Here is a 26,099-nt window from a genome sequence, read left to right on the forward strand (position 1 = left end):
ATTAATAATGATTAAGATAGGGGTATTAAGTATTAGAGGCGCAATGCCTTATTATGAAGAATTGCCATTTAACCTACGTATTAATGAACCAAGCATCATTAAGGATCTTGATATGTTAATATTACCACCTGGAACCTTGGTGGAGTCCCAGATATTGCAACGTTATAATTGGATTGAAAAGGAAATTTGGGAATATGCTGAAAGGGGTGGGCTTACCATAGGTGTTTGTTCAGGTACTCAATTATTGTCAAGAGCCGTAAATCTCAATGTTAGAGGGCTACCTGGGTACTCTAAGGGACTTGGCATCCTAGACGTTATTTTTGAACCATTAATTGTTACAGGACCTGTGAGGGTTAGTATCGTTAATGAATCATGGGTAACCAGGAATATTGTAAATACTGAATTAAAGGGCTGGCAAGCACATACATATGGTAGAATGAGGATTCTATCGGATAATGTGCAGGTCGTTGGAGTATCGCAAGTGCCAAGGCATAATTATAGGAATGCCGAGATTAACGTACCTACGTTAATCATATCACGCAAGTACAACGTATTTGGTACCATGGTTCATGGATTACTAGGACCTAGATCTCCAATAACGAGGAATATACTTAGTGAAATTGGGGTTTATAATGAAAATGAAATTTCTAATTACTACAGAAGTTACCGCGAGAATGAATGGATGAGTAGAGAAGGTGGTAATCCTGGAATGAGCACTAGAATAATCACCGTCGTGTCCACAATGACTGGCGAAGGTAAGACATTAATAACAAGTGCATTGGCCCTCTGCTTAAGCAGGGCTGGTTATTACGTAGGTATTGCCAAATTGGCAGGTGATATTAGGGACTTACACCCAAGTCTCTATATCCTTAATAGACCATTTAAGCCATGGATGAGCATAAAATTAAGGTGGGGAAGTAAATCACTTGGTTGGATCGACTGGAAGGAGACACTGAGTACAGTCAGGAGTATTGGATTAGATATATTGATTATTGAGGGTGTTATGGGACTCTTGACAGGCTCATCTAGAAGATATAAGCGTGGCTTTTCATCCACATTAGACTTCATAAGGCAAACAAACACTGATACTGTGTTGATAGTTTCCGCGAACCTTGATGGTATTGAGGGTGCATTATTCAGGTTAAGATCATACATTAACCTGTTAATTAGGAATGGTAAAAAACCAATCCTGACAATCCTTAATAATGCATATGATGGCACCCATGAAAATAGAAAATTAAGGAAATTCGAGAGATACGCCAATAGGTTAAGCATACCGTTTGTGGTGGTTAATTCATTGGCCATATCATCAAAACCTGAGGAGTTAATAGATCTTGAGGATTATAAGGACTCAGCAATCAATATTTCAAGTATTTTATGTAGCGCCTTAATTAATGCATTAGGTAAATCACGGTTATTATAGATAAGTAATCGTTAATCCAATGAATTACGATGTCAGGTATAACATTTCTCGTAGAGATAAATACAAGGCCTGCTATTACCCCGTAAATAAATATATAACTAAGCGTGTAAAGAACCGATAATAGATTATTAAGTCCATAAACGGCAAGGTAAACTGGCACATGTGCCGCTGTGAAGTAAATGGCACTTATTATTATGGCGGGTAATGAAGTAATAATGCTTACGGAATCATGCCTTGGCAATAATCTACTAAGTATGAATCCTCTAAATACGAATTCCTCACTAACTGCAATTGGATATAATGTGTAAATAAGGAGAAGCATGTTTACTGATGGTATTTGAGGTATCAATATCGTGATAGGTAACAACCCACTTAGTAAAAACCATATTACTGCTAGAATTATCACCACTGGTATTGTAAGTTTGCCGAATAATGGTATCCAGGATAGACCAAGTTCATTACGTAGTTTATAAGTTCTCTGTCGATGAACAATGAATAAGGCCGCAATGACTATGTACAGATATGGAGCAAGATCCCCAAGTAGGTATGTTGATAGGAGACTTATTGGATTTTTCATGGCGTTACTTAATGTTTGCGTAATTGATGAAGATATGGTATAATGGGTGTTTGTTAATATGTATGGTTCGTACGTAATAAATACTGGAATAACTATTGCAATTAATAATATTGTTGGCCAAACAATATCGCCCAGGTATTTACTCATCATTAATTGTCTAACACGTTTTACTTAAATAATTCACTCACACGGGAAAGTGTAGTTGTGATTCATAGTATTTGAGACAAGGAGGCGGCGGTTTAATAAGTTAGTTATTATATCTAGAGTTTGTTAAGGCAATGAGGAGTAAGGAGGATGAGGAAGAGGAAGAGATTGAGGAAGAAGAATTTGAAGAACGTGAGGAGGAAGAAGAGGAAGAGATCACCATAAAGGCCGAGACGCCACAAAATACGCCACCATCAATAGTACTTACTGTAACATATGATGGAAAGATGGGAAAAGCCCTCATTAAATTATACGATCCTGTCAATGATAGGATCTACTTTTGGTATGACAATACCGGCCATAAACCTTACTTACTAACTAATGTAAAACCTGAGGAATTAACTTCAAAGTTTACAAAGGTAATTCTTCATCCAGGGTTTAGCAATATTGAAGCTGTTGAGAAATATGATCCGTTAGATGATAGGAAGGTGGTGCTTACGAAGATAAATGCTAAGGACCCACTGAGTATTGGAGGTAGGGCTGACTCAATAAGGGAATTATTACCAAGGACTTGGGAATCAAGAATTAGATATCACCTATGTTATATATATGATAATGAGATTATACCTGGAATGTTTTATAGAATTGAGGATGGAAAGTTAGTACCAGTACCTATTGAGATACCTACTGAGATTGAGGGATTCATAAATAAATTATACGTAAATGATAGGGAGTTCCTCGAGGAAGCAAGGAGGTGGATACCGCTATTTCAAGCACCTGTACCGAATATTAAGAGATTATCCCTTGATATCGAAGTATTCACACCGCAAGAGAATAGAGTACCTAACCCGAGGGAGGCTAATTACGAGATTATAGCCATAGGTCTCGCTGGAAGCGATGGATTGAAAAAGATACTTGTACTTAGGAGACCAGATATAGAGTTAAGACCTGAAGAGCTTGAGGATCTCATGTATGATGATGTTGAGGTGGAGTTCTTCGATAGTGAGTATGATATGCTGAAGGAATTATTCTCAATAATCCTGCAATACCCAATATTAATTACATTCAACGGTGATAACTTTGACCTGCCCTACATATACCATAGAGCCTTAAAGCTTGGTTTCAAGAAGGAGGAGATACCAATAATACTGAGGAGAAATGAGGCTTCCACAGCCCTTGGAATACATATTGACTTATATAAGTTCTTCAACATTAGGGCAATTGAAGTATACGCATTTGGCGGTAAATATAGGGGTATGGATAGAACACTTGATACAATAGCCCATGCAATAATAGGTATGTCGAAAATAAGTAGAGAGAAAACCGTATCGCAAATGAGCTACGTTGAATTAATAAATTATAACTTTAGGGATGCTTTTCTGGGACTTTATCTAACGACATACGATGATAACCTTGTATTAAGATTAATAATATTAATGTCAAGAATATCCAAAACACCACCAGATGACCTAGTTAGGAGCCAAATATCTGCCTGGATAAGGAACATGCTTTATTACGAGCACAGAAGGAGGGGTTGGTTAATACCGGAGAAGGAGGATATAGTCAAGGCTAAAGGGGACATTGCCACCAAGGCAATAATTAAGGGTAAGAAGTATGCGGGTGCCATAGTTCTTGAACCAATCCCAGGCATATTCCCAAACGTTTACGTACTAGATTTCGCAAGTATGTATCCCTCAGTGATAAAGCGGTGGAACATATCATACGAAACCGTTAAGTGCCTAAATGAAAAGGAACAAAATAATAAGCCAATTCCAGAATTACCTCACTGGGTATGTAATGATAGGAGAGGATTAACAGCCCTTATCGTTGGACTATTAAGGGATTTAAGGGCTTATGTATATAAGAAATTGGCGAAATCAGCACCAAGCGAGCTATTAAGGAGCTATTATAATGTTGTACAAAGCGCTTTGAAGGTTTTCATAAATGCATCATACGGCGTACTAGGAGCTGAGGTATTCCAATTATACTGCCCACCAGCTGCTGAATTAACAACGGCCCTCGCTAGGTATATACTATCTAAAACCGTATTAAAGGCGCTTGAGCTTGGGTTAGTACCAATCTATGGAGATACCGATAGTCTCTTCATATGGAATCCTGATGAGAATAAACTTAGGGAATTAATTGGATGGGTGGATAAGGAGTTTGGTATTGAGATTGAGCTCGATAAAGTCTATAGATTAGTTGCTATGAGTGGTAGGAAAAAGAATTACGTTGGTATACTACAAAGCAGTGAGTTAGATATAAAGGGATTAGTTGGTAAGAAACGAAATACCCCTGACTTCGCTAAGGAGGCTTTTAATGAAGTTCTAGGTCTTCTCTCGGATATACAGGGTCTTGAGGATGTTAGTAAGGTTGTTGAGGAGGTAAGAAGTAGAGTTAGAGACTACTATAGAAAACTGCAAAGGAAGGAGATACCACTTAATAAATTGGCGATAAGGACCGCACTTACTAAGCCTCTTGAATCATATACAAAGAATACGCCACAGCATGTAAAGGCTGCGTTGCAATTAAAGAACCTGGGTTATAAGATTGGGCCTGGCGATATAATAATCTACGTAAAGACCACAGGTAAGGATGGAGTTAAGCCGATACAGTTGGCTAGGATTGATGAAATTGATCCCAATAAGTATATTGAGTACCTAAGGACCTCGCTGGAGCAGGTTCTTGATGCGTTCGGGATTGAGTTTGAGGGTGTGATGGGTTCGTCAATAATAGATAATTACTCGTGATATTTTATGAAACTACTCCTCAAGAAATTCTTCACCTTCCTCCTCACCCTCAGGTGCAAGTGATGATAATATGTTATTCACCACTTGGTTTATAACGTCATCATTTATGTAGGGCATTATTACGACAAATCTGTCGGCCTCCATGTCCTCACCCATCCATCTATTGCTATATATTATTTCATAAGTCGGTATCTCAACCTCGGCCTTATTACCAACCCTCTTAACACCGAACTTCTCGACCTTCTTATAAAGCTCCTTACTCAGCGGTAGATTTAGACTTATTGTTTGAGGAACCTTAAGAACTATGAAGTCTGATTCATCGGGGTTCCACTTATCTAATAGTTTCTTCACGTAATTCTTTACTGCATCCGTTAGGTTGGACTTAACAATCTCCTTATTGGCTATACTCTCATTCTCTATATAAATAGCTATATTCTCGCCCTCCTCAGACATACTCAACAATTACTATACCTGGGATTATTAATAAAGCTTAACTTTTCCCTGCTATTAAAATGATAACCAAAAGAATCAACGCCCAGTAGAGTTACTTAAGGACCTAATTACGATAACTATCCTTTCTATAGCGGTGATATTTGTTAATAAAGCGAGGAGAGCTAGGCCATACACCATCACCGCGTTTATGCCCGTAATTATAAATATGAGAAGAATGAGGAGAATAATAATTAATCTTTCCTCCCTTTCAAGGAGCCCAATACCCATCATTTTAACGCCAAGTGCCTCCGCCCTAGCCCTAGCATAGCTGGTCATTAATGAACCCAGTATTGCAAGTAATAATGAAATAATACTCAATAAGCCCCTATCACTAGCTATCCAAATATCAATAAGTGCTATAAAATCAACATACCTGTCTAATGTTGAATCCAAGAATGCACCGAGTTTGGAGGTTCTTCCCCAATACCTGGCAATTAAGCCATCGAGCATATCAAGTGCGCTTGCTAGGATTAATAATACAAATGTTAATATGTATGCCCAATAATGATGCAGCCACATTAAGTAGGGTGTTGGTAATGCAATAATTAGGGATAATATGGTTAATATATTGGGATTTCGAGGCATAATCTTCGCAAGACCTTTTTCAAGAATATCCTTGCCTATCCTTTCCACCTTATCCTTAAGTTTTCCCAGAACCACAATCAACACCGCAATTAAAAACCTCTTTAAGGATTGAGGATATGAAATCCCTGGCCTTTAACCAAAGCTCGATGGTCTCTGGCCTTAGCCTATACATCTTAGACCCATCGCTCATGAATGTCTCCACTAAACCGTCTCTCTCCATTTTATAAAGCACAACATAAACACCAACGTTTGTTATGCTAATGCTAAAGCGTTCCTTAATTTCCTTAGCTATCTCATAGCCATACATTGGCCTCTCCATTAATAGTTTAACTATGTAAATCCATAGATTCTCCTTGGTCAACTTAACTATGAGCCTATTGAGCGCCTTTTGGCTCATGTGCTCTCGGAAATAGACATTATTAATAATTTTATAATGCTAACCTAGGTCTTAATACATATGCGATGCTCGTATTACATAAGCTAATAGAGAAAGATTTAATAACCCATCACTTACATAGTCTCGATGTCGCTAAAGGGAACTACATTCCTAGAAAGTGTGTTACAAACACTAAAGAGAGCTATAGAGCTAGGTGGATATCCGCAGGAGACCTATGAAATCCTGAGCAGGCCTCAAAGAATAATAACCGTTAGCATACCCGTTAAGATGGACAATGGAAAAATGCAAGTATTCACGGGTTATAGAGTGCAGCACAACAATGCCCTAGGACCCTACAAGGGTGGAATAAGGTTCCATCCCGAGGTTACACTCGAGGAGGACATAGCACTGGCAACAGTAATGACCTTTAAGAACGCACTAAACGGCTTACCATATGGTGGAGGCAAGGGCGCTATTGCGGTTGATTATAAGAAATTGAGTAAGAGGGAACTTGAGGAGTTAAGCAGGGGCTATGCAAGGGCATTAGCACCCTTCATAGGTCCCGAAGTTGATATTCCAGCACCTGATGTTGGTACAGATCCTCAAGTAATGGCTTGGATGGTTGATGAATACAGCAAAATAGCTGGTCACAACGTACCTGGTGTATTCACGGCTAAGCCAGTCGTTTTATGGGGCAATCCAGTTAGGGAGTACTCCACTGGTTTTGGTGTGGCTGTTTGGGCCAGGGAGGCAGCCAAGAAATTATGGGGTGGTATTGAGGGTAAGACCGTGGCTGTCCAGGGATTTGGCAACGTAGGTTACTGGGGAGCATATTGGCTGGAGAAGATGGGTGCTAAGATCGTTGCGGTAACAGATAGCAGGGGTGGTGTTTACAATCCGAATGGTCTTAAATTAGCCGAGGTTAAGGCGGTTAAGGATAAAACAGGTACGGTGATGAACTACGACACATCTGGAACTAAGAAGGTAACTAATGAAGAAATTCTTGAGCTACCAGTCGATGTATTAGTACCTGCGGCATTAGAAAACGTTATACATAAGGGTAATGCTAACAACATAAAGGCAAAGCTAATAGTTGAGGGCGCAAACGGCCCGACTACAGCAGATGCCGAGAAGATACTACACTCAAGGGGTGTTTGGATATTGCCTGACCTAGCAGCTAACGCTGGCGGTGTTGTGATGTCATACCTAGAATGGGTTGAGGACCTGCAGTGGTACTTCTGGGATGAGGAGGAGACAAGGAACAAACTAGAGAGAATATTGTTAGATGCATTCAATAGAGTGATGAACAGGTGGAACAAACTAGGTACAAGCCAGGTCACAATAAGAGAAGCAGCATATGTGGAGGCTGTGGACAGGATCTACAATGCAATGAAGGTTAGGGGCTGGATCTAAGGAAAATCAATATTGAAAAATAAAATCAATATTTTAGTATCTTTACCTTTATTTTATTTTCATAAAATATTTTATGAAAATAAAATATTAATTGAAGTAAGCCTACTATTTTATATAAACAAGACAACCTTATTATTAAATATTTAATAACAAGAAGGAGTATGATGATGAGAGAACAAGATCGTAAGGTGATTATAGATAAGGTAAGTGGAGATTTAATGATACTTAGGTATAATGACAATGAAACAAATTACTTCGAGGCTCTGTGGGAAATACCCGAAGGAGTTACGTATAATGCATATTTACTAATTGACAATGACACAGTAATACTTTTTGACACGTGGAAGAGGGGTCTAGAAAATGACTTCCTCAACGCCTTAAATTCAGTAATCGATATCCGTGACTTAGACTATGTGATTATTCATCACATGGAATCGGACCATAGTGGTTCAATAAAGGCCCTGTATGACAAGAACTCGGACATTACCTTCATTGGACATCCCATGGCTAATAAATTAATAAGAAACCTTTATGGGATTAATCCCAAATTTAAGGCCGTTAAAGATGGCGAAACCTTAAGCACGAAGAATTATCAGTTAACGTTTATTCACGTGCCGTGGCTCCACTGGCCCGAGACCATGTTCACATACATACCTCAAATAAGGACTTTATTGACTTGTGATGTCTTTGGTGCGTACACAATACCTAAGTCAATATTTATTGATGACTTAAATGATGATTACATATCATCAATGAGAAAGTACTTTGCAAACATCATCGGGTTTTACAGGGATAATGTAACCAAGAACCTTGATAAGGTATTAACAATGACAGGAGGCAATATTGACATAATTACACCTGCACATGGTGCTGTGATTAAGGGTAATATTGTGAAAAGATACATAGATCTTTATAGGGAGTTTGCACTTAAAACGCCAGTTAATAAGAAAATAGTGATTACATACTCCTCAATGTATGGTTTTGTCGATAGTATAATGAACCACATAACTCACGTACTTAATGAGTGGGGATTCAATGTTAGTGTTTATAGGTTTACAGATAAGGAGAGAGCAAGTATTGGTGATTTAATTGGAGACGCCAATAATGCACTTGGTATAATTCTTGGAGTATCCACATATGATACTGAACCATTCCCACTAATGGACTACGTAATTAACCTATTAATAAAGAAATTAAAAGGAGGAAAACCAATACTGCTAATAACGGACTACGGCTGGGGTGACGTCGTACTTAAACACGTAAAGGCAAGGCTTGAGAAGGTGGGCTTCACTATAATAGACGCAATAAGCGTAAACGGAATACCAACAAAGGAAGATCTAAACAAAATAGATATAGCACTGCAAAACTTCAAGCAAGCAATGGTCCAATAAAAATATAACTTGGTAAAGTCAAGAAAGATAGTTAATATTAAAATCCAGGAACAAAAACTTAAAAAGCCATAAGCCTCACTCCTTACCAGCCGCCGTAGCTCAGCCCGGTAGAGCGGCGGGCTGTTAACCCGTAGGTCCCGGGTTCAAATCCCGGCGGCGGCGCCAAGTTTTGTTTTGGCCCGTGGCCGTGTTACAAACCAATGTTTTCCTGTTGTATGTTTTATACCTACCCGTTATAATGATTAGAGCGGTCGTTTACCACTTATGTGGTTCTGCTTCGCCTGTGGCTATTGTCTTTAATCTTTCTATTCCGTTTATCCTCCTTACTATCTCAACTACGGACTTTGGTACTAATTCCTCCCACCTTGAGTCGTCTTTCAGCATTAATTCTCTGATTCTTGTGGAGTTGTATTTCTGTCTGTCGTAGAGTGGTTGTTGCCTTACCTCAATTCCTGCCTCCCTAAGTAGCATGGCCACGAATGGATTTCCCGTATAGGCTACCTGGAATGGTGGTACGTATGACCTTAAGTAACCGAACCATGCCGCGTTATTCTCAATGTTGGGTATTGGCACAATGACTATTCTCGATAAATCAACACCGCCCTCCCTTAAAGCTTCCCTTAACATCCAAATCCTCTCGCCAATTGTAAACGGATCCTTAATTATGTAATTGAATTGTGCTGAACCAATCACTATTATTAACTCATTAATTTCATTAAGTATATCCCTTATGGCCCAAACGTGTCCCCAATGGGGTGGTTGAAATCTACCAATGAAGAGACCCCTAATCATTGAGCCCATAAGCACATTTAACTAGTGGTATTAAGCTTTTAATTGCATAGGATCGTAATATTACTTTTACATTTATTTATTAAGAATTCGTTATTTGACTAATATCATAAATATAGTTAAACTATATATTAGGATAGTATTTAAATAAGTGCGCATTAATTAGAGGCGTATGAGCGAAGAGGTTAAAGAAGTAAAAATTGAGACAAGTGGTAAGGTTATTCAAAGTCCCTGCGGGCCCATAATTCATGGTCTTGAAGACGTACTGGTAAAGACCACTACAATAAGTGATATTGATGGCAAGAATGGCATTCTCTGGTATAGGGGCTACAGAATTGATGAATTGGCTAAGTACTCAACGTTTGAGGAGGTAGCATACTTAATACTGTATGGTAAATTACCTAACAGGAAGGAACTTGAGGACTTTAAGGCATTACTAGCCTCGTACAGGGACTTACCCAGTGAGGTCTATTCCGTAGTAACTACACTGGGTAAGGTTAAGGCGCATCCAATGCTTGTCCTTGAGGCTGGTGTGGCAGCTTTGGGTGCATTTGATGAGAACCCGAATGATTATAGTAAGGAGGCTAATCTCAGGAGGGCTATCAAGTTAACGTCGGCACTACCAATAATGATGGCGGCGCATTACAGAGCAAGCAGGGGTCTGGACCTAGTTAAGCCTAGGAAGGATCTAAGTCATGCCGCTAACTTCCTCTATATGATGTTTGGGAAGGAACCTGATGAAACATCAACTAAGGCAATAGATTTATACTTGGTTCTTCATATTGATCATGAGGTACCTGCTTCAACATTTGCAACACTTGTGGCGATATCAACATGGACAGATCTGTATTCTGCGATCGCGGCGGGCATAGCTACATTGAAGGGACCACTTCACGGTGGTGCTAATGAAGCCGCCATGAAGCAGTACCTGGAGATTGGGAAGCCCGAGAGCGCTAGACCATATGTGGAGAAATTACTTGCTGAGGGTAAGAGATTAATGGGCGTGGGGCATAGGGTGTACAAGGCGTACGATCCAAGGGCTAGGATATACAAGGAGCTCGTGAAACAATTAAGTGAGGCTAAGGGTGACATGACTTGGTATAGGATTGCTGAGGAGGTGGAGAAGGTTGTCCTTGAAAAGCTAGCCCCTAAGAAATTATATCCAAACATTGACTTCTGGAGCGGCATAGCCATGTACCTACTCGGAATACCCTACGAATACTACACACCAATATTTGCGATGTCAAGGGTAGTTGGATGGTCTGCACATGCAATAGAGTATCTAGATCAACACAGGTTATTCAGACCCAGGGCGTGCTATACAGGACCTCATGATGTACCTTATATACCCATTGATAAGAGATAGTAATGCTTCCTCGTTATAAAAAGTATTAAAAACGCTTATTTTCATTAAATCTTCGGTTTCAATGAATGGTGTTGAATTGTTAGAGGAATTGAAAAGTATGCGCAATAACCTAAAAGGCTTAGCCGCTAGGGCCGTAATTAATTATATAATGACAGAACTTAATGAGATTAATTCAATAAGTGAAGAGGAACTTAACAATATATTGTCTAATGCATTAAGTCTCGTAGAGATTGAGGAAAATGATATTCATAGAATTAAGGAATTTATTAGGAAAAAGATGATGCATTCATGAACTTTGTTTATCTGATTAAGTGGAAGGATTGTCTCAATAACGTTATTAAGGAGAACCGTACGAGCATAGTTAATAATAGTGATAACGGCATGCTCATAACCACAGACGATGATACTGACTTAATAAATAAGGCAGTGGATAACGGCTGTACAGCATATGCCAGGTACTATAGGTTTAGGCTGATTAAGACAGGTAATCTAAATGAGGTTTTAAAGATCATTAGACCTCTTGATTTGTGGATTGAAAATAATGTGCTTAATATGGTTATTAATCCATTAAAGCTCAGTACGCTTGACCTTGCTAGGATCCTTTACAGATTAAACTTTGAGTTGGAGTTAATAAGTGAGGATGATGTTGAATATACGAAGTAACGAGTAAAGGGAAAATTCTTATGTTTAAATGAGGATATAATGCCGTAATGAGTATCACTAATTTCATCGGTAGAGAGACAACGCCTGACCTTGAATACTTAGTGGATCCAACACCAGCTGAGGCTCTTCGACTCATAAACCTCAGGAAGAGCACGCATGTAATACTTATTTATGGAGATATGACAGCATCATACGAGGGCAGGGCTAAATCTCAGCTTGAGGATTTAATGCCCAGGCTCATCATTTCTAAACCAGATGGAACTTTTATGGTTCATGAATCCAATAAAGAGAGACCACGGTTATGGAACCCACCACCATCCACATTATATGCATCAATTAATCTAGGGATATTAACTCTGAGAAGCGTTAGGCAGAGTCCTAGGGAAGTAGTTGTTGTGGACATTCCTGTAATCAGGTTTGTTAGTGCCGTGAGACTTGGCGTTACGCTGAATTATAGAGTGTTTGGTAGGGAGGAGGATGTTGTTAATGCCATTATTAGTAATCCGAGTATTATTGAGGATAGCCTACAAATAATTGCCAGGGAATATCACACAATCGTTGGCGACATAGACCTACTGGGTAAAGACTCCAAGGGTAACCTGGTGGTTATTGAATGCAAGAGAAGCCAGGCCGGTCCAGAGGCCGTTAACCAGCTTAAGCGCTATGTCGAGCACCTGAGTCAGAAGGAGGGCAAGAATGTTAGGGGCATTCTCGTCGCACCTTCTATCTCATCCGCAGCTTACCATTACCTAAGGCAATACGGCCTCGAATTCAGGCGTGTTGAACCTAAAGAATTGGTTTGATTACGGCATTGCCGCGAATAATATAAGGAATACTATGCCTAGTATAACTGACATTATATACCAGCGCAGGGAGAGAACCGCTAATTCCCTAAATTCCCTGTTTCTTCCATAATTAATTAACAATAGTGTTAGGAGTAAGCCGTCGGTTGAGGGTATTGCTATTATTAGTGATAATAGTATTGTTTCGGCCATTATTGACATAGCCACGTTACTAGAAACAGCATTTGTGGCGATTCCCGTATATACCCACTGCTCTGCCGTATTCCATATACCAAATAACGGTATTAATGATGGACCTAATGACACCATTATGCCAGTTAATTTATAGGAGAAAACAGCCACCTGAGATACTGATGATAATTTCTCCATTTCTGACTGTTCCTGGTTAATTTCCTGGTTAACCTGTGCCGCAAATTGTTGACTGGGTTTTACGGCATAACCGAGAAAATAAGCCGCTAAATAAAGTAGCAGTAGAATTAAATAAAGGTATATTCTAAATCTTCCTAACCTACCTATTATGGAAGCTCTTATCCTCTCTTCCTGTGTTAGCATTAATGACTCATTATTCGTAGACTTTAAAAATGATTACTCTCTCACTATTTTACGCTCTAAGTAGTATATGCTCAATACCATCCTTATAAGTCCTGGTAATTATATTCTGCTTCTCGAGACTCCTGAGAGCTAAGTCTATGTAGGTAATCTTAACCTTAAGTATTTCATCACCGTACCAATCAATCATCCTGTTAATTATCTCATTCAAGGTCCACTCTCTCTTACCATTCTTTGACTCTTCAATTAGTATTCTCTTTATGAAGTTTGTCATATCCTCAGTGATATTCCATGGATAAACAAACCAAACCCAATCCTTAACCTCAATTGCCCAATAATCAGGTTTAAACTTAGCAACCGTCGATATCCATTGTAGAGCTGCCGTCCTCACATCCACATTCCTGCTATTCCGTTCTATGTGCTCCTTAGCCAATTGTATTGAGTCCCCAGTATCAACGATATCATCAATTACGAGAACCTTCTTACCACTTAAGTCAACAGACAATGGATACTTAATATACGCCTTCTCAGCTGCTTGAGCCGTAGATGGCCAATGAACAACCTGAACACTGATTAAGTCAGAAATTCCTAGGTAATCGCAAATAAGTCTTGCCGGTGCATAACCACCCCTTGCTATTGCAACTACAATGTCAGGTAGCCATCCAGAGTCCTTTATCTTCATTGATAATACCCTAGCCCACTCGGCTATTTCGTCCCAACTAACAAGCCTTATCGGTACTCTAACCACGTTTTTTGGTAATACTCATGACTGATTTATAAATTTCATGCTCATATTCAGGAATAGTACTATTTTTATTTGAATTTTTGAACCATATTAACCTAGAAGTAATTTATGGTACTTAAGTACTATGTAATACTCACAATTGCAGTGGTAGCAATATCCTGGGCATCAATACTAATATTACTATCTGGTGCTCAACCAATAGCCGTAGCCTTCTGGAGAACTGCCATAGCCGCAGCAGTACTATCACCATTGTTAATCACCGAGAAAAGAAGCAATGCCTACATACCATCAAAAAACGACTTTATTCTAATGGTAATTAGTGGCATTGCATTGGCCACGCACTTCATGACGTGGATTCAAAGCCTATATTTGACAACGGTGGCGGCAAGCACAACGCTGGTCTCCACATACTCAATATTCACGTTAATAATGGGTAAGTTAATAGGGGAGAGGGTTGGGATAAGGTCAATAATTGGCACATTAACTGCCTTCCTAGGTATTGTATTAATCACGGTACCCGAATTCTACATAAGCCTAAAGGCATTAGTTGGTGATTTACTCGCGTTGGTCGGAGCCATGTCCGGCGCCGTGTACTTCCTAATAGGCAGGTTCATTAGGACCAAGGCATCATTAGCAACATACACAGTACCTGTTTACAGTATTTCAGCCCTCACAACATTGTTTGTTGGATTAGTATTACGTACAAGGTTTTGGCCGTACCCACCGTATACCTGGTTTTATATATCAATGATCGTGCTTGGTCCTATGCTACTTGGCCATACATTACTAAATTACTCCCTTAGGTATTCGAGGGCCATAACCGTAACAACATCGACATTAGGCGAACCCATCGGAGCATCATTACTCGCATTACTAATATTTCACCAGATCCCCCAGGCATTAACTATTGTTGGTATTTCAGTGACATTATTGGGAATATATATGGTTATTTCTGAGGAGCCCCATGGAGAGGAAACTTAAGTATGGATTAGGTAAATTAAGCAGTTCCTAGTTCTTAAAATTGGGGAATCCTGTGGATTGCACTATAATAGTTGATTCACGGGAATACGAGACAGCAGAAGAAGTTATTAAGTGGATTAAGAGACTTAGTTGCAATATCATTCCTCGTAAATTAGATATCGGTGATTATGTGTTACCTAATAATATGGGTATTGAACGTAAAAAGGCCATGGACTTTATCTCATCAATAGTTGATGGTAGATTATTCGAACAAAGTAAGGAGTTATTGCACGCATTTAATAGGGCTTATGTAATTGTTGAGGGTGATTTATGGAGAGCCTTAAATAGGAGGAATGTTCATAAGCACTCCGTACTCGGCGCACTAGGTACATTAATCGATATGGGTATTAGAGTGCTATATACACCTGATGAGGAGGGTACGGCTTATGTCATGAAATCACTTGTAGAAAGAATAGGTAACAAGAGCATTAAGTCAATACCAATTAAAAGGGGCGAGACGATAAGGGATACCCAAATTCAATTTTTATCATCATTACCCGGTATAGGCCCAAAAAGGGCGGAGGCCTTATTGAGAGCATTTGGAACACCTCTTGATGCCTTAAATAATCTAGGGCAATGGACTAGGAAGGTTGATAATATTAATGAAAATATAGTGGGTCTCGTTAGGAAGGTATTAACTACAAAGTATGGTGATGAAATAAATAATGTCGTTATTTCAATTGATGAGGCAATTAGGGAGGTGAATGAGAAAGAAAATGATGATAAAAGGAATAGGAAAGATGCAGATAATGTTAATAATAAGCATAATATAATGGATTTTCTTGGTGATAGGTAAATGGTAATTACATGCCCATACTGCGGCATGAATAATTGGGCAATGGTGCAATTCCTGAGTAGGAGAGGAAGCGAAAACTTCATAATTGTATGTCGTTGTAATAATTGCGGTAAAATCTTTTACTTATACAAGACAAAATTCTCAACATTAACATATAAATTAGAGGATATTGGTCTTTAATACACACGTAATTTCTTGTGTGTAGAAAGAGGAAAAATCCTTAAATATTAATTCCTAAAGAGCAACATTAATGCCTGAATTACCACTGGCACCAATAGATAGAATTTTCCATAAGGCAGGTGCTGAAAGAGTAGGTGAAGATGCAATACAAGCATTGAGAGATATCCTTGAATATATTGCGTTTGATATAGCTACAAAGAGTATAGAATTGGCGAGACATGCTGGTAGAAAGACGGTAACAGCTGACGATGTTAAAACAGCAATTAGAATTCTTAGATGTATACCTGCACCGACATCATAATAATGCATAATTAAAGAATTACACCTATTTAAAATAATTATCTAATTATTCACTTGACCGATCAGCATAATTAACAATGTATCTCCTAGGCTTGAGGACACCTACTATATAATTAAACGCCTTATCTGGCATGCTCTGATCCCCGCATGTATATATATCAACAGTTGCGAACCTATAAATAGGCCATGTGTGTATTGCTAGGTGGCTCTCAACGATTAGCGCCAAGACACTTATTCCTTCCTTATCACCATTTACAAATCTCCAGGACCTAACTTCGACCAAATGTACATTGGCTATCTCAGCAGCTTTTGTTATTAATGATCGTAAAAAATTTTCATCACTTAAAAGACTTGGATCAACATCGTATAAATTACCATATACGTGCTTACCAACCACCTTACTTATTTTTTCATATTCCAATTGGGACATTATGGACATGGCTTCGGACTCCGAAACCCACATAAGGCATGCATTTTAAAATCTTTCTTTAGGTAAAGAAAGGATACGAAGCATGTCGGCGCCCTACGTACCTACACCACGTGATATTGCCTTTGAAATGCTTAAGCTAGCTAATGTAAAGCCTGGAGAGATTGTTGTAGATCCGGGTGCTGGTGAGTGCGGTATCATCACATTAGCTGTTACCATATTTAATGCTATTGGCATTGGTATTGAAATTAATCCAGCGCTCGTTAGATCATGCATTGAATCCTTTGAGAAACTAGGATTGAGGGGCAGAGCGTACATTGTGTGGGGTGATCTTTTCGATTTTGATTATTCGATAGCTGATGTCGTGACACTATACCTCGGTAGTGATATTAATGAGAAACTGAAATCAAAACTGAACAAAGAACTTAAGCATGGCGCTCGCGTGGTTTCTCACGATTTCGAGGTACCTGGTTGGCAACCCATAAATTCCATGATCATTAACGGACCATTTAGAACGCACAGAATTTATTTATATATTATCTAGGGAAAATTAAGTTAATGAGTTATAATGGCGAATTGACGGAGATATTAGACACATACTTATTGCCACTTAAAAGTATAGAGGAAGTGATAAATGAGAATAGAAATGCTAAGATTCTTATTGAAACACCTCTTGGATTTAAAAATGTTGGATTAGAGGTAGTACGATATTTAAGTAACAAAGGTTTCAGGGCATATTTAAGCGGTCAAAATGTTTGGGGTACCTGTGATTTCTCGGTTTCAAATGATTATCAGTACATAATTCACTTAGGACATGCTCTACCTCCTAATATTTTTCGTATTATAAATAATAACTATAGGTTAGAAAGACAGGAACTTAATGATGCGGTAATTATTAGAATTAAGAATGGACCCACTGTATTATTCTCAGCGATTTACTATGAACCTAAGCCTGATTTATTGGATAAACTTAGGGAACCAGTAAATAATATTATTAAGTCGAATCCTAATGCCCTCATAACCTATGCACTACCATATAAATTATATGCATATAGTATTGCGAAGACACTTAATGCACGGATTGCCCCGGGCCCTATAACTGGCTGTTTTGTTCAATTTCCAATACCAAACACAATCCTATTCATAGGCTCAGGTTACTTTTATCCATTAACGTTCAAGTTATTAAAACCTCAAACAACCGTCTACTCAATCGATATTTTCAGAGGAATTATTGAAGATGTTGATTACATATATCGTAAATACTTAACCATGAAGGTTAAGGCAATTCACGAATTTAATAATGCAAAGTTTGTGGGTATTGTAATATCGAGAAAGCCGGGCCAGTATAGATTGGATTTAATTGAACCATTAATTAACAGGCTGAAAAAGTTAGGTAAGGGTTATGTTATTATTGATTTGAATGAGGTTTCACCTGATTACATTAATAACCTACCTGTGGATGCTGTAATAAATACTGCATGTCCAAGAATTGGTATTGATGATTTAGATAGGTTCATAAAACCTGTCGTTAATGCTGGCGATATCCTTAAATTGAATGTTCTCGACTTAAATAATTTATTAGTGTGGTGATACGTATATTGTTTATCATCCGTAAAAAAGAAAGGTTTTTATAGAAGTGCTTTACGGACTCGCCGATGAGTAGCGGTACACAGGCATATCTGGCACAGATCGGTGGAGTACCAGTTCTCGTATTAAAGGAGGGCACGCAGAGAGCCTTTGGCAAGGAGGCAATGAGGATAAATATAATGGTCGCCAAGGCCGTAGCCGAGGTAATGAAGTCAACACTTGGCCCTAAGGGTATGGATAAAATGCTCATTGATAGTCTTGGTGACATAACAATTACGAATGATGGAGCAACAATACTTAATGAAATGGATGTTCAGCACCCAATTGGTAAGTTGCTAGTTGAGATTGCTAAGACCCAGGATGATGAGGTTGGTGATGGAACGACAACAGCAGTAATACTGGCGGGGGCATTACTTGAGGAAGCAGAGAAATTGCTGGATAAGAACATACACCCGACTGTTGTGGTTTCAGGATTTAAGAAGGCGCTTGATGTAGCTACGGAGCACCTAAGGAAGATTGCAGTACCCGTGAAGAGAGATGATATATCAATGCTTAAGAAGGTAGCGGCTACATCAATGCATGGAAAGATAAGCGAGACCGTCAAGGACTACTTCGCAGAGTTAGCCGTTAAGGCTATGCTACAGGTTGCTGAGGAGAGAAATGGAAAGTGGATTGCGGACTTAGATAATGTCCAAATTGTTAAGAAGTATGGAGGCGCTCTTGAAGATACACAGTTAGTGTATGGTATAGTGGTTGATAAGGAGGTTGTTCATGCAGCCATGCCCAAGAGGATTGTTAATGCCAAGATTGCCCTACTAGATGCACCACTTGAGGTTGAGAAGCCTGAGATTGATGCTGAGATTAGGATCAATGACCCTAATCAAATAAGGGCGTTCCTCGAGGAGGAGGAGAACATTCTGAAGTCCTATGTTGACAAGTTTAAGGCCCTTGGAGTAAATGCTGTCTTCACAACGAAGGGCATTGACGACATGGCCCAGTACTACCTTGCTAAGGCAGGTATTCTAGCAGTTAGGAGGGTTAAGAGAAGCGATATCGAGAAGCTCGTTAGGGCAACTGGCGGTAGATTAGTGACTAATATTGAGGATATGACCGAGGCGGACCTAGGCTTTGCAGGTCTCATCGAGGAGAGAAGAGTTGGAGATGAGAAGATGGTGTTCGTTGAGCAGTGCAAGAATCCGAAGGCCGTTAGTATACTGATTAGGGGTGGATTTGAGAGGCTTGTTGATGAGGCTGAGAGGAACCTCACAGATGCGCTTAGTGTGGTTTCTGATGTTATTGAGGAGCCATACGTATTACCCGGTGGTGGAGCGCCTGAGATGGAGGTTGCTAAGGTTGTTAGGCAGTTCGCGGCCAAGGTTGGCGGTAGGGAGCAGTACGCAGTGGAGGCCTTTGCAAATGCCGTTGAGGTAATACCAAAGACACTTGCCGAGAATGCCGGCCTTGATGCAGTTGATGTTTTGACTGAGCTTAGGCACATACATGAGAGTAAGGAGGATGGATGGAAGTTCGGTATTAATGCATTTTCAGGAAAGGTTACAGACATGTGGACTCTCGATGTTATAGAACCATTAACTGTTAAGTTGCAGGCGCTTAAGGCTGCAGTTGAAGCTACAACAATGGTCCTAAGAATTGATGAAATAATTGCTGCAAGCAAGATGGAGGGAGGAAAGAAGGAGCAGAAGGAGGAAGGAGCTGGCGAGGGCCCATCAAGCCCCTCATTTGAATAATATTAAAAAGCCCAGGCTCATTAAAATGCTTAAAATAATCACCGTAAAAAGTACTCGTGTATCAACACCAACATTAAATTCCTTATTAATTATTCTTGCGAAAATAAGTAGTGTTATTGATATTATTATTTGTATCGAAACGACAAACAATGCGTTCCAGTGAATACCGAGGAATTGAAGGGATTTCGCCACTGCAGGTACGGCAAATAAAAGTATGTAGTAACCGAACATTATTGTCCTTATACCCCTACTTAATGCGCTAATTGTTAATCTATCACTTGAATACCTGATGGCAAGTATGTACCTAGCAAGGCTAATTTCATTCTTTGATAAGTCGCCCTGTAATTCCTCGGATAATAATGAATCAAGTATATCATTATGCTCGTCATATAAGGCTCTTAATAGGTAAAACCATTTACGGGAATCATTAATCCCAAGAACGTTCATGATTAATGACCCATTACTATTCAGGATCTCATCTATAAAACCCTCTCGAGCATTCATTGTATTTAATAATTCACTATTAAGTCTATTCTTAAATCGAAGGAAAATTCTTCTGACAATAATTACTGTGGTTGTTACGAAGATTGGTATGATTAATGACAGGTAGGGATTTACGAGAGTTGAGAATACGAATAATGCAATTGGGCCTACTGATACTATTCCAACCATTATAGTTAGTGACTTTTCTAACGAGTCAATTGTTTCCTGTGCCTTAGCCTTAACATTACCTAGTAAGTATTCATTGAGACTCATTATAATCACCGATGTTGTTTAGGGTATTGTTTAATTGAATGGAATAATTAACGTAATTATCAATATCATGATTAAGTTTCATAATCCCATTAATAATGGCATTAATTTCTTGCTTATCAGGATCAAAGGATGGAGGGAAAATAACGGCTTTAACTCTACGCATTGTACCTATCTTCTCCATGATTATTAGCACGAACTTGTTTAAATCTATGAGATCGATTAACGAAAATACTCTTAGCCTATTTGTTAAAGATTCAATACTATCTGCATGTGTTGTGGCTAATACCTGGAGTCCTGCATTAATTCCATGAATCAATGCCTCAAAGTGCTCCCTCTCCCTTAACTCGCCAATTATTAATATACCATAACCTCTATGCAATGATTTTAGGACTTCCTCGGTCTTACCGATTATTGACTTAACCTTAACGCTGGGTGTTGGTAATTCCAGGGATTCGTCGGTCTCATCAATGTATATTCTCCTTACGTTCAGAGGTAGCACCATATCCAGTGCATTTAATAGCGTAGTTTTACCACTTGATGGAGGACCCATTATTAAAACACTATAGCCATTGCGTAGCGCTATAGTTAATTTTCCAGCTTCTATAATGTTTATTGAACCTTCATTAATTAATTCATTAATTGTAAATGGTTTCTTATGAAGTCTTACATGTACGGATATACCCTCGACCAGAGGCCATCTATCTACGGATATCCTGAGCTTTTTATTCCCAAGTGTAATTGAAAATTTCCCACTGGGATTATCTACGGAAACCTTAACACCACTGATATTGGCCATCTTAAGAAATTGCCTTACAATAGCCTGCGTATCAATATTTATAACCCTACAAGTACCATACTTACTATGATTAATGTACATGGAATCCTGAGTCATGAAAATATCCTCAATATCCTGATTTAGAATTATGGGCGCTAAATCGCCTAAACCAAAGCTAGCAAGTAATAATGCTGCCCTAAGTAACTCATCATTAATAAACATTGATAGGAATTTTTCTCTGGATGATAATAATGAGGATAATGAATAATCATTACCAGGAACAATCCTTCTTGTTAAATCAATTAAATAGCTCAAATATTCATTATTAATTTTATGAAGCTCAAATAGGCAATTACCGTCCTTAATTATAAATTCAGATGATGATATTGTGAATATACCATTCATTGATTGATTATTATCGATTACCAATGAGAGACCATCCATGACTATTATGGAGCCTTCTTTAAATGATTCTATTCTTATGGAAGACCTATCACGATTTTTAATCAATAAATTAAGAAGCCTGTTAATGAAGTCACGATGATTTGATTTACGTACAATATCGAGAAGCTGCTTTATATCCACTGATTCACAGGTACTTAGTGTTTCAATAGCGTCTGGATCGATTTTATTTTCTATGGCCATATTTGAAAGATCCTTTATGAAGGTGCAACTATTGAGTGATGAACATTTAATGCAGTTCAGGATTTGATGAGCAATTATTAACTTAGTTAATGGAGATTCTTTATTGTTATGGGAACTTAATGAGGGCATATTGAACCGACAAATTATCTCATCAAGGTATAAAAGGGGATTTCATATTCATCTTGGTTTAATTACGGCATAGTTTACGTGCATAATCTCTCAGAGTATACGGACTTACTTGAACGGCCTTAGCTATGTCCTCCACCCTTAACTTATAACCAAGTCTCTTGCTTACGCAGTATATAATGGCTGCTGCGAGGATTGGGGGACTTCTTGATTGTATCACGGACTTTCTTAATGAGTCGAGGTACTTCTCGGCTTCAGGGTATATGGTAACCCATGAGTCATTAAATAATCTAGTTAGTCCTGATTTAATATGCGATAAGACCCTATCTCTTAAATTATACCTAACCTTAATGTTGATCAGGGAATCCCTTATTGATTCAAAGGTAAGCTTATGCCCTCTTAATCTACATAGGTTTATAACCTGTTTAGTACTTATTGGTAAATTATGTGAAAGTACTACGTATAAAACAGCAGCGACTGCTGCTTGGTAATAGGTTGTCGATGACGAGCCCTCTTTATTCAATATCTTTCTAAATACGTGCTTAGCCTCCTCGACGTATTCATTGCTAATACCAAAAGCCCTCGCTATGAATAATATACAATCATAAGCTCTATAAATCGAGTAACTCTCACGCCTTGTCCTGAAAATGTCATTTATTACCTTCAATCTTCTATAGACACCTAACCTTGTTTCATCTCTCTTTCTAACGTTTTTCTCTACTGATTTCCATATTGGTGTTAAGTCTATTTCCTCGCCATCTAGTAATGGTGATGATTGCATATACGTATCGTAAACGTATACAGAACCAAGAACAGTACCACAGTCTATGCATATGTATTCTCCATCTCTCTCAATTATTCTTGAACTTCCACAATAAGGACATTTCATGGTATATAAGGCTTCTTTTTCGTTATTAATAAGTCCAGTGTTTATATGGTATATAGCTCAGGGTTACTAGACTCCAGTGGAGTGTGTGAGTTTACTGAAAGTTTTAATTTACTTTATCACCCTTAAACCAATATAGACCTTCTCGCCAACCTTAACATTGTTTTTAAAATTATTAATGTCCATTATTAAGCCTCCTATCGATATTTTTACTATATTTTCACCAACATAGTAAACAATACCGTTCATGTAGACGTCCCAATTCAACGTATAGTTCGGATCCTTTTCATTACTTATATTAATCCTAACATTATCTCCCTGTTTAATATCAACACCAACAGCATTCTTCGGGTACTCAAGAGCCAGGGATATACCCGAGCTACCCTCCATTTCAAGCCTAACTACGCCCTTATAATCCGTTTCCTTAACATTGACAACCCTGAAATCACCACTTAATTGCATTGGTGTACGGTAAGGAAAAATACTAAAAAAGCTTATCTTATGTAATCCCGATTGATTATGTCATTACTTGCTGACGCAGCCAGGAGGTTTAATGCAGAATTGCTTAACATGGTTAATAAGGAGGTCAGGATAACCACAAGCACGGGCACTACGTATCAAGGAATGCTCGTGGGTATAGACAGTTCATTAAACATAATGCTCGTGGATGCCGTTAACAACAAGAACGAGAGGTTCTCCCGAGTCTTAGTAATGAGTCATGCTATTGTCGATATAGTGCTTGTTCAGGAATTCGTGGATCTCAGGGAATTCGCTAAGTACATTGATAAGTACTTCCCTGGCATGGTTAAGTATGTTGAAGAGGCCAACATAGTTCAGGTAGGCAATGTGAAGGTGACCACCGCAGGTGTTGAGGGTTCTGGACCTCTGGCGAAGCGTGTTAAGGAGTTGTTTGATGAATTTATGTCAAAGCGAAAGTCCTAAGCACAAGGGCGAAATTTATTCTATATAATTATGTAAAAACCACGGAAAGATAAGGTATATTTAAAGTACTCATTGTTTTGTAGTAATTGTCAAGGATGTCCTTTGAGATATTAGACAAGGATTTAGCTGGAAGGATTGGTAAATTAAGGACTAGGTCAGGTATTATTGAGACTCCTGCATTATTTCCTGTTATAAATCCCATAAAACAGGTAGTGACATTAAATGAAATAAGCAATATTGGTTTTAACCAGGTAATAACCAATGCTTACCTACTTAGGAGGCACTATGGTGACTTAGTTAAGGAAGTTAGTATACATAAATTACTCAATTGGGATAAACCAATTATGACTGATTCAGGTGCCTATCAATTATTGATGTATGGTAAGGTTGACGTATCGCCTGAGGAGATTCTTAAATACGAGATTGAAATAGGTACCGACATAGGCGTAATACTCGACATACCAACTCAATGGGGTAGGCCTAGGAATATTGTATTACTCGAGGTTGAGGAGACCCTAAGGAGGGCTAGGGCAGCGCTTGTAAAGGCCAGAATGTGGGATCCTGATCATAAGATGTTAATTGTCGGCCCAGTACAGGGGGGTGATAAACTAGGTATACTTAGTTATTCGGCAGAGAAAATTGGTGAATTAGGTTTTGATATCTATGCCATAGGAAGTCCAACAACGTTGCTTGAGGAGTATGATTTCTCAATGATAATGAGGATGATAGCCACAGTAAAGGCTAGGTTACCACCAGGTAAGCCCGTTCATCTTTTTGGGGCTGGGCATCCATTAATACTACCCTTTGCCGTAGCCATGGGCGTTGACTTCTTCGATTCTGCCAGTTATGTTCTCTATGCTCGTGATGATAGGATAATCCTTAGGGACAGGACTGTGAGACTTAATGAGATTAAGGTTGATAGAATACCCTGCAACTGCCCCGTGTGTAGGAAGTACAGTGTTAAGGAGTTGATGAGTATGAATAAGGCTGAGCGTGAGAGGTTGTTAGCAATTCACAACCTATACGTGCTTTGGGAGGAGATTCAGGAGATTAAGGCTAGGATTAAGGAGGGAACCCTTTGGGAGTATCTCGAGGAAAAAGCCGGCGGTGATGCCAGGGTTAAGTCAGCATTACTGGCCTTAAGGAAGGGATTAAGGGCTTTGCTAAAGGTAATCCCGGATGAGTCAGGGCGTGTGAGGGCACTGCACATAACATCCGTGGAATCCCTGTACAGGCCTGAAATTGTTAGGCACGTTGAGAGACTTCTCAATAATTATGAGCCACCCCAGGGATGCATAGTCTTAGTATTACCAGGTGAGCTCCTTGATAGACCATACATAAGGGATTCAATAGTTTACTGGCTAATAGACCAATTATCAACCAACAACCTACTTAGTAAGGTTCATGTGGTGATAAATAACCCGGTCCTAGGGCCAATACCATATGAAATAAGCGAGATATACCCATTATCGCAGCATGAGTATCCTGAACCAATCCCAGGTTATTTACGATTATTCTCGTATCATTTATTACGTAAATACTTAGTTAAATTACGTGAGAGGGGCTTTACTGATATAATGGTAATTATGAAAGAGAATTATGGGAAGATAATTAATGAATTAATGAACATAGGTTTCAAGGAAGTAACAATACTCGAGGCTAAGTCAAGGCAGGAACTATATGCATTAATACCCTGGGTCATTAGAGAAATAGGAAATATTTAATGTGGTAATCAATAGTTTTTCACGGAACATTATCGTTATCTTCTCCCTGATATTCTCGTATTTTAATACTTCGAGATCCAAGGGAACTTATGATGATATAGTAATAAAGATATCGCGAAAA

The 26,099-nt window shown here is 38.8% G+C and carries 29 protein-coding genes and 1 tRNA gene; 18 read left to right on the forward strand and 12 right to left on the reverse strand.

Going from position 1 to position 26,099, the window contains the following annotated elements; genetic code table 11:
• Window positions 1-7 precede the first annotated feature (7 nt).
• The gene (locus VMUT_RS01450; RefSeq protein ID WP_013603651.1) at window positions 8-1,423 is read left to right on the forward strand and encodes a nucleotide-binding protein; all 1,416 of its coding nucleotides are present in this window, start codon (window positions 8-10) and stop codon (window positions 1,421-1,423) included.
• On the opposite strand, the gene VMUT_RS01455 is transcribed toward VMUT_RS01450, so the two are convergent.
• Entirely contained in the window at window positions 1,392-2,150 is a 759-nt protein-coding gene (locus tag VMUT_RS01455; protein WP_048056800.1) for a CPBP family intramembrane glutamic endopeptidase, read from the reverse strand. The two genes, VMUT_RS01450 and VMUT_RS01455, sit on opposite strands and share 32 nt — an antisense overlap.
• Window positions 2,151-2,278: 128 nt before the next feature.
• Here VMUT_RS01455 and VMUT_RS01460 point away from each other — a divergent pair, with 128 nt between their 5' ends.
• Window positions 2,279-4,894, forward strand: coding sequence for a DNA-directed DNA polymerase I (locus VMUT_RS01460; RefSeq protein ID WP_013603652.1), 2,616 nt, complete (start codon window positions 2,279-2,281; stop codon window positions 4,892-4,894).
• Between the two features lie 12 nt (window positions 4,895-4,906).
• On the opposite strand, the gene VMUT_RS01465 is transcribed toward VMUT_RS01460, so the two are convergent.
• The 3 genes from VMUT_RS01465 to VMUT_RS01475 form a co-directional block, all read right to left on the reverse strand.
• Complete coding sequence (locus tag VMUT_RS01465) at window positions 4,907-5,347, reverse strand: DUF2286 domain-containing protein (RefSeq protein WP_013603653.1); 441 nt, start codon at window positions 5,345-5,347, stop codon at window positions 4,907-4,909.
• Window positions 5,348-5,422: 75 nt separating this feature from the next.
• Entirely contained in the window at window positions 5,423-6,046 is a 624-nt protein-coding gene (locus tag VMUT_RS01470; RefSeq protein WP_013603654.1) for a CDP-alcohol phosphatidyltransferase family protein, read from the reverse strand.
• Window positions 6,027-6,368 (reverse strand): PadR family transcriptional regulator, encoded by a 342-nt coding sequence (locus VMUT_RS01475; protein WP_013603655.1) that lies wholly within the window; start codon window positions 6,366-6,368, stop codon window positions 6,027-6,029. The genes VMUT_RS01470 and VMUT_RS01475 overlap by 20 nt, the downstream gene beginning before the upstream one ends.
• Before the next feature lie 126 nt (window positions 6,369-6,494).
• On the opposite strand from VMUT_RS01475, the gene VMUT_RS01480 reads away from it, so the two are divergent.
• The 3 genes from VMUT_RS01480 to VMUT_RS01490 all read left to right on the forward strand — a co-directional run bounded on the left by VMUT_RS01480 (window position 6,495) and on the right by VMUT_RS01490 (window position 9,316).
• A complete protein-coding gene (locus tag VMUT_RS01480) occupies window positions 6,495-7,760 on the forward strand; it encodes a Glu/Leu/Phe/Val family dehydrogenase (protein WP_048056801.1) in 1,266 nt (421 codons plus the stop codon).
• A 161-nt stretch (window positions 7,761-7,921) separates the two neighbouring features.
• Window positions 7,922-9,151, forward strand: a complete 1,230-nt coding sequence (locus tag VMUT_RS01485; protein WP_013603657.1) for an FprA family A-type flavoprotein — start codon at window positions 7,922-7,924, stop codon at window positions 9,149-9,151.
• A gap of 88 nt (window positions 9,152-9,239) precedes the next feature.
• Window positions 9,240-9,316, forward strand: a tRNA-Asn gene (locus VMUT_RS01490).
• 90 nt (window positions 9,317-9,406) lie between these two features.
• Here VMUT_RS01490 and VMUT_RS01495 read toward each other — a convergent pair.
• Window positions 9,407-9,943 (reverse strand): nicotinamide-nucleotide adenylyltransferase, encoded by a 537-nt coding sequence (locus tag VMUT_RS01495; RefSeq protein ID WP_048057113.1) that lies wholly within the window; start codon window positions 9,941-9,943, stop codon window positions 9,407-9,409.
• Between the two features lie 169 nt (window positions 9,944-10,112).
• On the opposite strand from VMUT_RS01495, the gene VMUT_RS01500 reads away from it, so the two are divergent.
• The 4 genes from VMUT_RS01500 to nucS all read left to right on the forward strand — a co-directional run bounded on the left by VMUT_RS01500 (window position 10,113) and on the right by nucS (window position 12,772).
• Window positions 10,113-11,306: a citrate synthase/methylcitrate synthase gene (locus tag VMUT_RS01500; protein ID WP_013603659.1), complete on the forward strand. Its 1,194-nt coding sequence runs from the start codon at window positions 10,113-10,115 to the stop codon at window positions 11,304-11,306.
• Between the two features lie 61 nt (window positions 11,307-11,367).
• Complete coding sequence (locus VMUT_RS01505) at window positions 11,368-11,598, forward strand: hypothetical protein (RefSeq protein ID WP_013603660.1); 231 nt, start codon at window positions 11,368-11,370, stop codon at window positions 11,596-11,598.
• Entirely contained in the window at window positions 11,595-11,969 is a 375-nt protein-coding gene (locus VMUT_RS01510; RefSeq protein WP_013603661.1) for a hypothetical protein, read from the forward strand. Before VMUT_RS01505 ends, VMUT_RS01510 begins: the two co-directional genes overlap by 4 nt.
• A 47-nt stretch (window positions 11,970-12,016) precedes the next feature.
• A complete protein-coding gene (nucS, locus tag VMUT_RS01515; protein ID WP_013603662.1) occupies window positions 12,017-12,772 on the forward strand; it encodes an endonuclease NucS in 756 nt (251 codons plus the stop codon).
• Here the strand turns inward: nucS and VMUT_RS01520 are convergent, their stop codons facing one another.
• Together VMUT_RS01520 and VMUT_RS01525 are read right to left on the reverse strand one after the other, a co-directional pair.
• Window positions 12,773-13,324 (reverse strand): hypothetical protein, encoded by a 552-nt coding sequence (locus VMUT_RS01520; RefSeq protein ID WP_013603663.1) that lies wholly within the window; start codon window positions 13,322-13,324, stop codon window positions 12,773-12,775.
• Window positions 13,325-13,373: 49 nt separating this feature from the next.
• Window positions 13,374-14,069 carry a phosphoribosyltransferase gene (locus VMUT_RS01525; RefSeq protein ID WP_013603664.1) on the reverse strand — a complete coding sequence of 232 codons (696 nt, stop codon included), beginning with the start codon at window positions 14,067-14,069 and terminating at the stop codon, window positions 13,374-13,376.
• 105 nt (window positions 14,070-14,174) lie between these two features.
• Between VMUT_RS01525 and VMUT_RS01530 the strand changes: the two genes are divergently transcribed.
• The 4 genes from VMUT_RS01530 (at window position 14,175) to VMUT_RS01540 (ending at window position 16,363) form a co-directional block, all read left to right on the forward strand.
• Window positions 14,175-15,047, forward strand: a complete 873-nt coding sequence (locus tag VMUT_RS01530; RefSeq protein WP_013603665.1) for a DMT family transporter — start codon at window positions 14,175-14,177, stop codon at window positions 15,045-15,047.
• A gap of 52 nt (window positions 15,048-15,099) precedes the next feature.
• Entirely contained in the window at window positions 15,100-15,882 is a 783-nt protein-coding gene (locus VMUT_RS01535) for an ERCC4 domain-containing protein (RefSeq protein ID WP_013603666.1), read from the forward strand.
• Window positions 15,883-16,062 carry a hypothetical protein gene (locus tag VMUT_RS12415; protein WP_013603667.1) on the forward strand — a complete coding sequence of 60 codons (180 nt, stop codon included), beginning with the start codon at window positions 15,883-15,885 and terminating at the stop codon, window positions 16,060-16,062.
• 70 nt (window positions 16,063-16,132) lie between these two features.
• Entirely contained in the window at window positions 16,133-16,363 is a 231-nt protein-coding gene (locus VMUT_RS01540; protein WP_013603668.1) for a histone family protein, read from the forward strand.
• A 45-nt stretch (window positions 16,364-16,408) separates the two neighbouring features.
• On the opposite strand, the gene speD is transcribed toward VMUT_RS01540, so the two are convergent.
• Window positions 16,409-16,801, reverse strand: coding sequence for an adenosylmethionine decarboxylase (speD, locus tag VMUT_RS01545; RefSeq protein WP_013603669.1), 393 nt, complete (start codon window positions 16,799-16,801; stop codon window positions 16,409-16,411).
• A 73-nt stretch (window positions 16,802-16,874) separates the two neighbouring features.
• On the opposite strand from speD, the gene VMUT_RS01550 reads away from it, so the two are divergent.
• The 3 genes from VMUT_RS01550 (at window position 16,875) to thsB (ending at window position 20,124) form a co-directional block, all read left to right on the forward strand.
• Complete coding sequence (locus VMUT_RS01550) at window positions 16,875-17,333, forward strand: RNA methyltransferase (RefSeq protein ID WP_013603670.1); 459 nt, start codon at window positions 16,875-16,877, stop codon at window positions 17,331-17,333.
• A gap of 14 nt (window positions 17,334-17,347) precedes the next feature.
• Window positions 17,348-18,379 carry a diphthamide synthesis protein gene (locus VMUT_RS01555; RefSeq protein WP_013603671.1) on the forward strand — a complete coding sequence of 344 codons (1,032 nt, stop codon included), beginning with the start codon at window positions 17,348-17,350 and terminating at the stop codon, window positions 18,377-18,379.
• Between the two features lie 65 nt (window positions 18,380-18,444).
• Window positions 18,445-20,124, forward strand: coding sequence for a thermosome subunit beta (gene thsB, locus VMUT_RS01560; RefSeq protein ID WP_013603672.1), 1,680 nt, complete (start codon window positions 18,445-18,447; stop codon window positions 20,122-20,124).
• Here the strand turns inward: thsB and VMUT_RS01565 are convergent.
• The 4 genes from VMUT_RS01565 to VMUT_RS01580 form a co-directional block, all read right to left on the reverse strand.
• Window positions 20,113-20,880, reverse strand: a complete 768-nt coding sequence (locus VMUT_RS01565; protein ID WP_013603673.1) for a hypothetical protein — start codon at window positions 20,878-20,880, stop codon at window positions 20,113-20,115. The two genes, thsB and VMUT_RS01565, sit on opposite strands and share 12 nt — an antisense overlap.
• The gene (locus VMUT_RS01570) at window positions 20,867-22,300 is read right to left on the reverse strand and encodes an ATPase, T2SS/T4P/T4SS family (RefSeq protein WP_237699682.1); all 1,434 of its coding nucleotides are present in this window, start codon (window positions 22,298-22,300) and stop codon (window positions 20,867-20,869) included. The genes VMUT_RS01565 and VMUT_RS01570 overlap by 14 nt, the downstream gene beginning before the upstream one ends.
• A 187-nt stretch (window positions 22,301-22,487) precedes the next feature.
• On the reverse strand, window positions 22,488-23,315 hold the full coding sequence (locus VMUT_RS01575; protein ID WP_013603675.1) for a TFIIB-type zinc ribbon-containing protein: 828 nt from the start codon (window positions 23,313-23,315) through the stop codon (window positions 22,488-22,490).
• Between the two features lie 108 nt (window positions 23,316-23,423).
• On the reverse strand, window positions 23,424-23,774 hold the full coding sequence (locus tag VMUT_RS01580; RefSeq protein ID WP_013603676.1) for a hypothetical protein: 351 nt from the start codon (window positions 23,772-23,774) through the stop codon (window positions 23,424-23,426).
• Between the two features lie 57 nt (window positions 23,775-23,831).
• Between VMUT_RS01580 and VMUT_RS01585 the strand changes: the two genes are divergently transcribed.
• The gene (locus VMUT_RS01585) at window positions 23,832-24,254 is read left to right on the forward strand and encodes an Lsm family RNA-binding protein (protein WP_013603677.1); all 423 of its coding nucleotides are present in this window, start codon (window positions 23,832-23,834) and stop codon (window positions 24,252-24,254) included.
• A 95-nt stretch (window positions 24,255-24,349) separates the two neighbouring features.
• Entirely contained in the window at window positions 24,350-25,978 is a 1,629-nt protein-coding gene (gene tgtA, locus VMUT_RS01590; RefSeq protein ID WP_013603678.1) for a tRNA guanosine(15) transglycosylase TgtA, read from the forward strand.
• Window positions 25,979-26,099: the final 121 nt, after the last annotated feature.

Origin of the sequence: Vulcanisaeta moutnovskia 768-28, from assembly GCF_000190315.1 — an archaeon.
Classification (GTDB): Archaea; Thermoproteota; Thermoprotei; order Thermoproteales; family Thermocladiaceae; genus Vulcanisaeta; species Vulcanisaeta moutnovskia.

Excerpts from the sequence above, each read along its gene's own strand:
- VMUT_RS01450 (WP_013603651.1), top strand. The coding sequence starts at position 8 with ATGATTAAGATAGGGGTATTAAGTATTAGAGGCGCAATGCCTTATTAT.
- VMUT_RS01455 (WP_048056800.1), bottom strand. The coding sequence starts at position 2,150 with ATGATGAGTAAATACCTGGGCGATATTGTTTGGCCAACAATATTATTA.
- VMUT_RS01460 (WP_013603652.1), top strand. The coding sequence starts at position 2,279 with ATGAGGAGTAAGGAGGATGAGGAAGAGGAAGAGATTGAGGAAGAAGAA.
- VMUT_RS01465 (WP_013603653.1), bottom strand. The coding sequence starts at position 5,347 with ATGTCTGAGGAGGGCGAGAATATAGCTATTTATATAGAGAATGAGAGT.
- VMUT_RS01475 (WP_013603655.1), bottom strand. The coding sequence starts at position 6,368 with ATGAGCCAAAAGGCGCTCAATAGGCTCATAGTTAAGTTGACCAAGGAG.
- VMUT_RS01480 (WP_048056801.1), top strand. The coding sequence starts at position 6,495 with ATGTCGCTAAAGGGAACTACATTCCTAGAAAGTGTGTTACAAACACTA.
- VMUT_RS01485 (WP_013603657.1), top strand. The coding sequence starts at position 7,922 with ATGATGATGAGAGAACAAGATCGTAAGGTGATTATAGATAAGGTAAGT.
- VMUT_RS01495 (WP_048057113.1), bottom strand. The coding sequence starts at position 9,943 with ATGATTAGGGGTCTCTTCATTGGTAGATTTCAACCACCCCATTGGGGA.
- VMUT_RS01500 (WP_013603659.1), top strand. The coding sequence starts at position 10,113 with ATGAGCGAAGAGGTTAAAGAAGTAAAAATTGAGACAAGTGGTAAGGTT.
- VMUT_RS01505 (WP_013603660.1), top strand. The coding sequence starts at position 11,368 with ATGAATGGTGTTGAATTGTTAGAGGAATTGAAAAGTATGCGCAATAAC.
- VMUT_RS01510 (WP_013603661.1), top strand. The coding sequence starts at position 11,595 with ATGAACTTTGTTTATCTGATTAAGTGGAAGGATTGTCTCAATAACGTT.
- nucS (WP_013603662.1), top strand. The coding sequence starts at position 12,017 with ATGAGTATCACTAATTTCATCGGTAGAGAGACAACGCCTGACCTTGAA.
- VMUT_RS01520 (WP_013603663.1), bottom strand. The coding sequence starts at position 13,324 with ATGCTAACACAGGAAGAGAGGATAAGAGCTTCCATAATAGGTAGGTTA.
- VMUT_RS01530 (WP_013603665.1), top strand. The coding sequence starts at position 14,175 with ATGGTACTTAAGTACTATGTAATACTCACAATTGCAGTGGTAGCAATA.
- VMUT_RS12415 (WP_013603667.1), top strand. The coding sequence starts at position 15,883 with ATGGTAATTACATGCCCATACTGCGGCATGAATAATTGGGCAATGGTG.
- VMUT_RS01540 (WP_013603668.1), top strand. The coding sequence starts at position 16,133 with ATGCCTGAATTACCACTGGCACCAATAGATAGAATTTTCCATAAGGCA.
- speD (WP_013603669.1), bottom strand. The coding sequence starts at position 16,801 with ATGTCCATAATGTCCCAATTGGAATATGAAAAAATAAGTAAGGTGGTT.
- VMUT_RS01550 (WP_013603670.1), top strand. The coding sequence starts at position 16,875 with ATGTCGGCGCCCTACGTACCTACACCACGTGATATTGCCTTTGAAATG.
- VMUT_RS01555 (WP_013603671.1), top strand. The coding sequence starts at position 17,348 with ATGAGTTATAATGGCGAATTGACGGAGATATTAGACACATACTTATTG.
- thsB (WP_013603672.1), top strand. The coding sequence starts at position 18,445 with ATGAGTAGCGGTACACAGGCATATCTGGCACAGATCGGTGGAGTACCA.
- VMUT_RS01565 (WP_013603673.1), bottom strand. The coding sequence starts at position 20,880 with ATGAGTCTCAATGAATACTTACTAGGTAATGTTAAGGCTAAGGCACAG.
- VMUT_RS01570 (WP_237699682.1), bottom strand. The coding sequence starts at position 22,300 with ATGGCCATAGAAAATAAAATCGATCCAGACGCTATTGAAACACTAAGT.
- VMUT_RS01575 (WP_013603675.1), bottom strand. The coding sequence starts at position 23,315 with ATGAAATGTCCTTATTGTGGAAGTTCAAGAATAATTGAGAGAGATGGA.
- VMUT_RS01580 (WP_013603676.1), bottom strand. The coding sequence starts at position 23,774 with ATGCAATTAAGTGGTGATTTCAGGGTTGTCAATGTTAAGGAAACGGAT.
- VMUT_RS01585 (WP_013603677.1), top strand. The coding sequence starts at position 23,832 with ATGTCATTACTTGCTGACGCAGCCAGGAGGTTTAATGCAGAATTGCTT.
- tgtA (WP_013603678.1), top strand. The coding sequence starts at position 24,350 with ATGTCCTTTGAGATATTAGACAAGGATTTAGCTGGAAGGATTGGTAAA.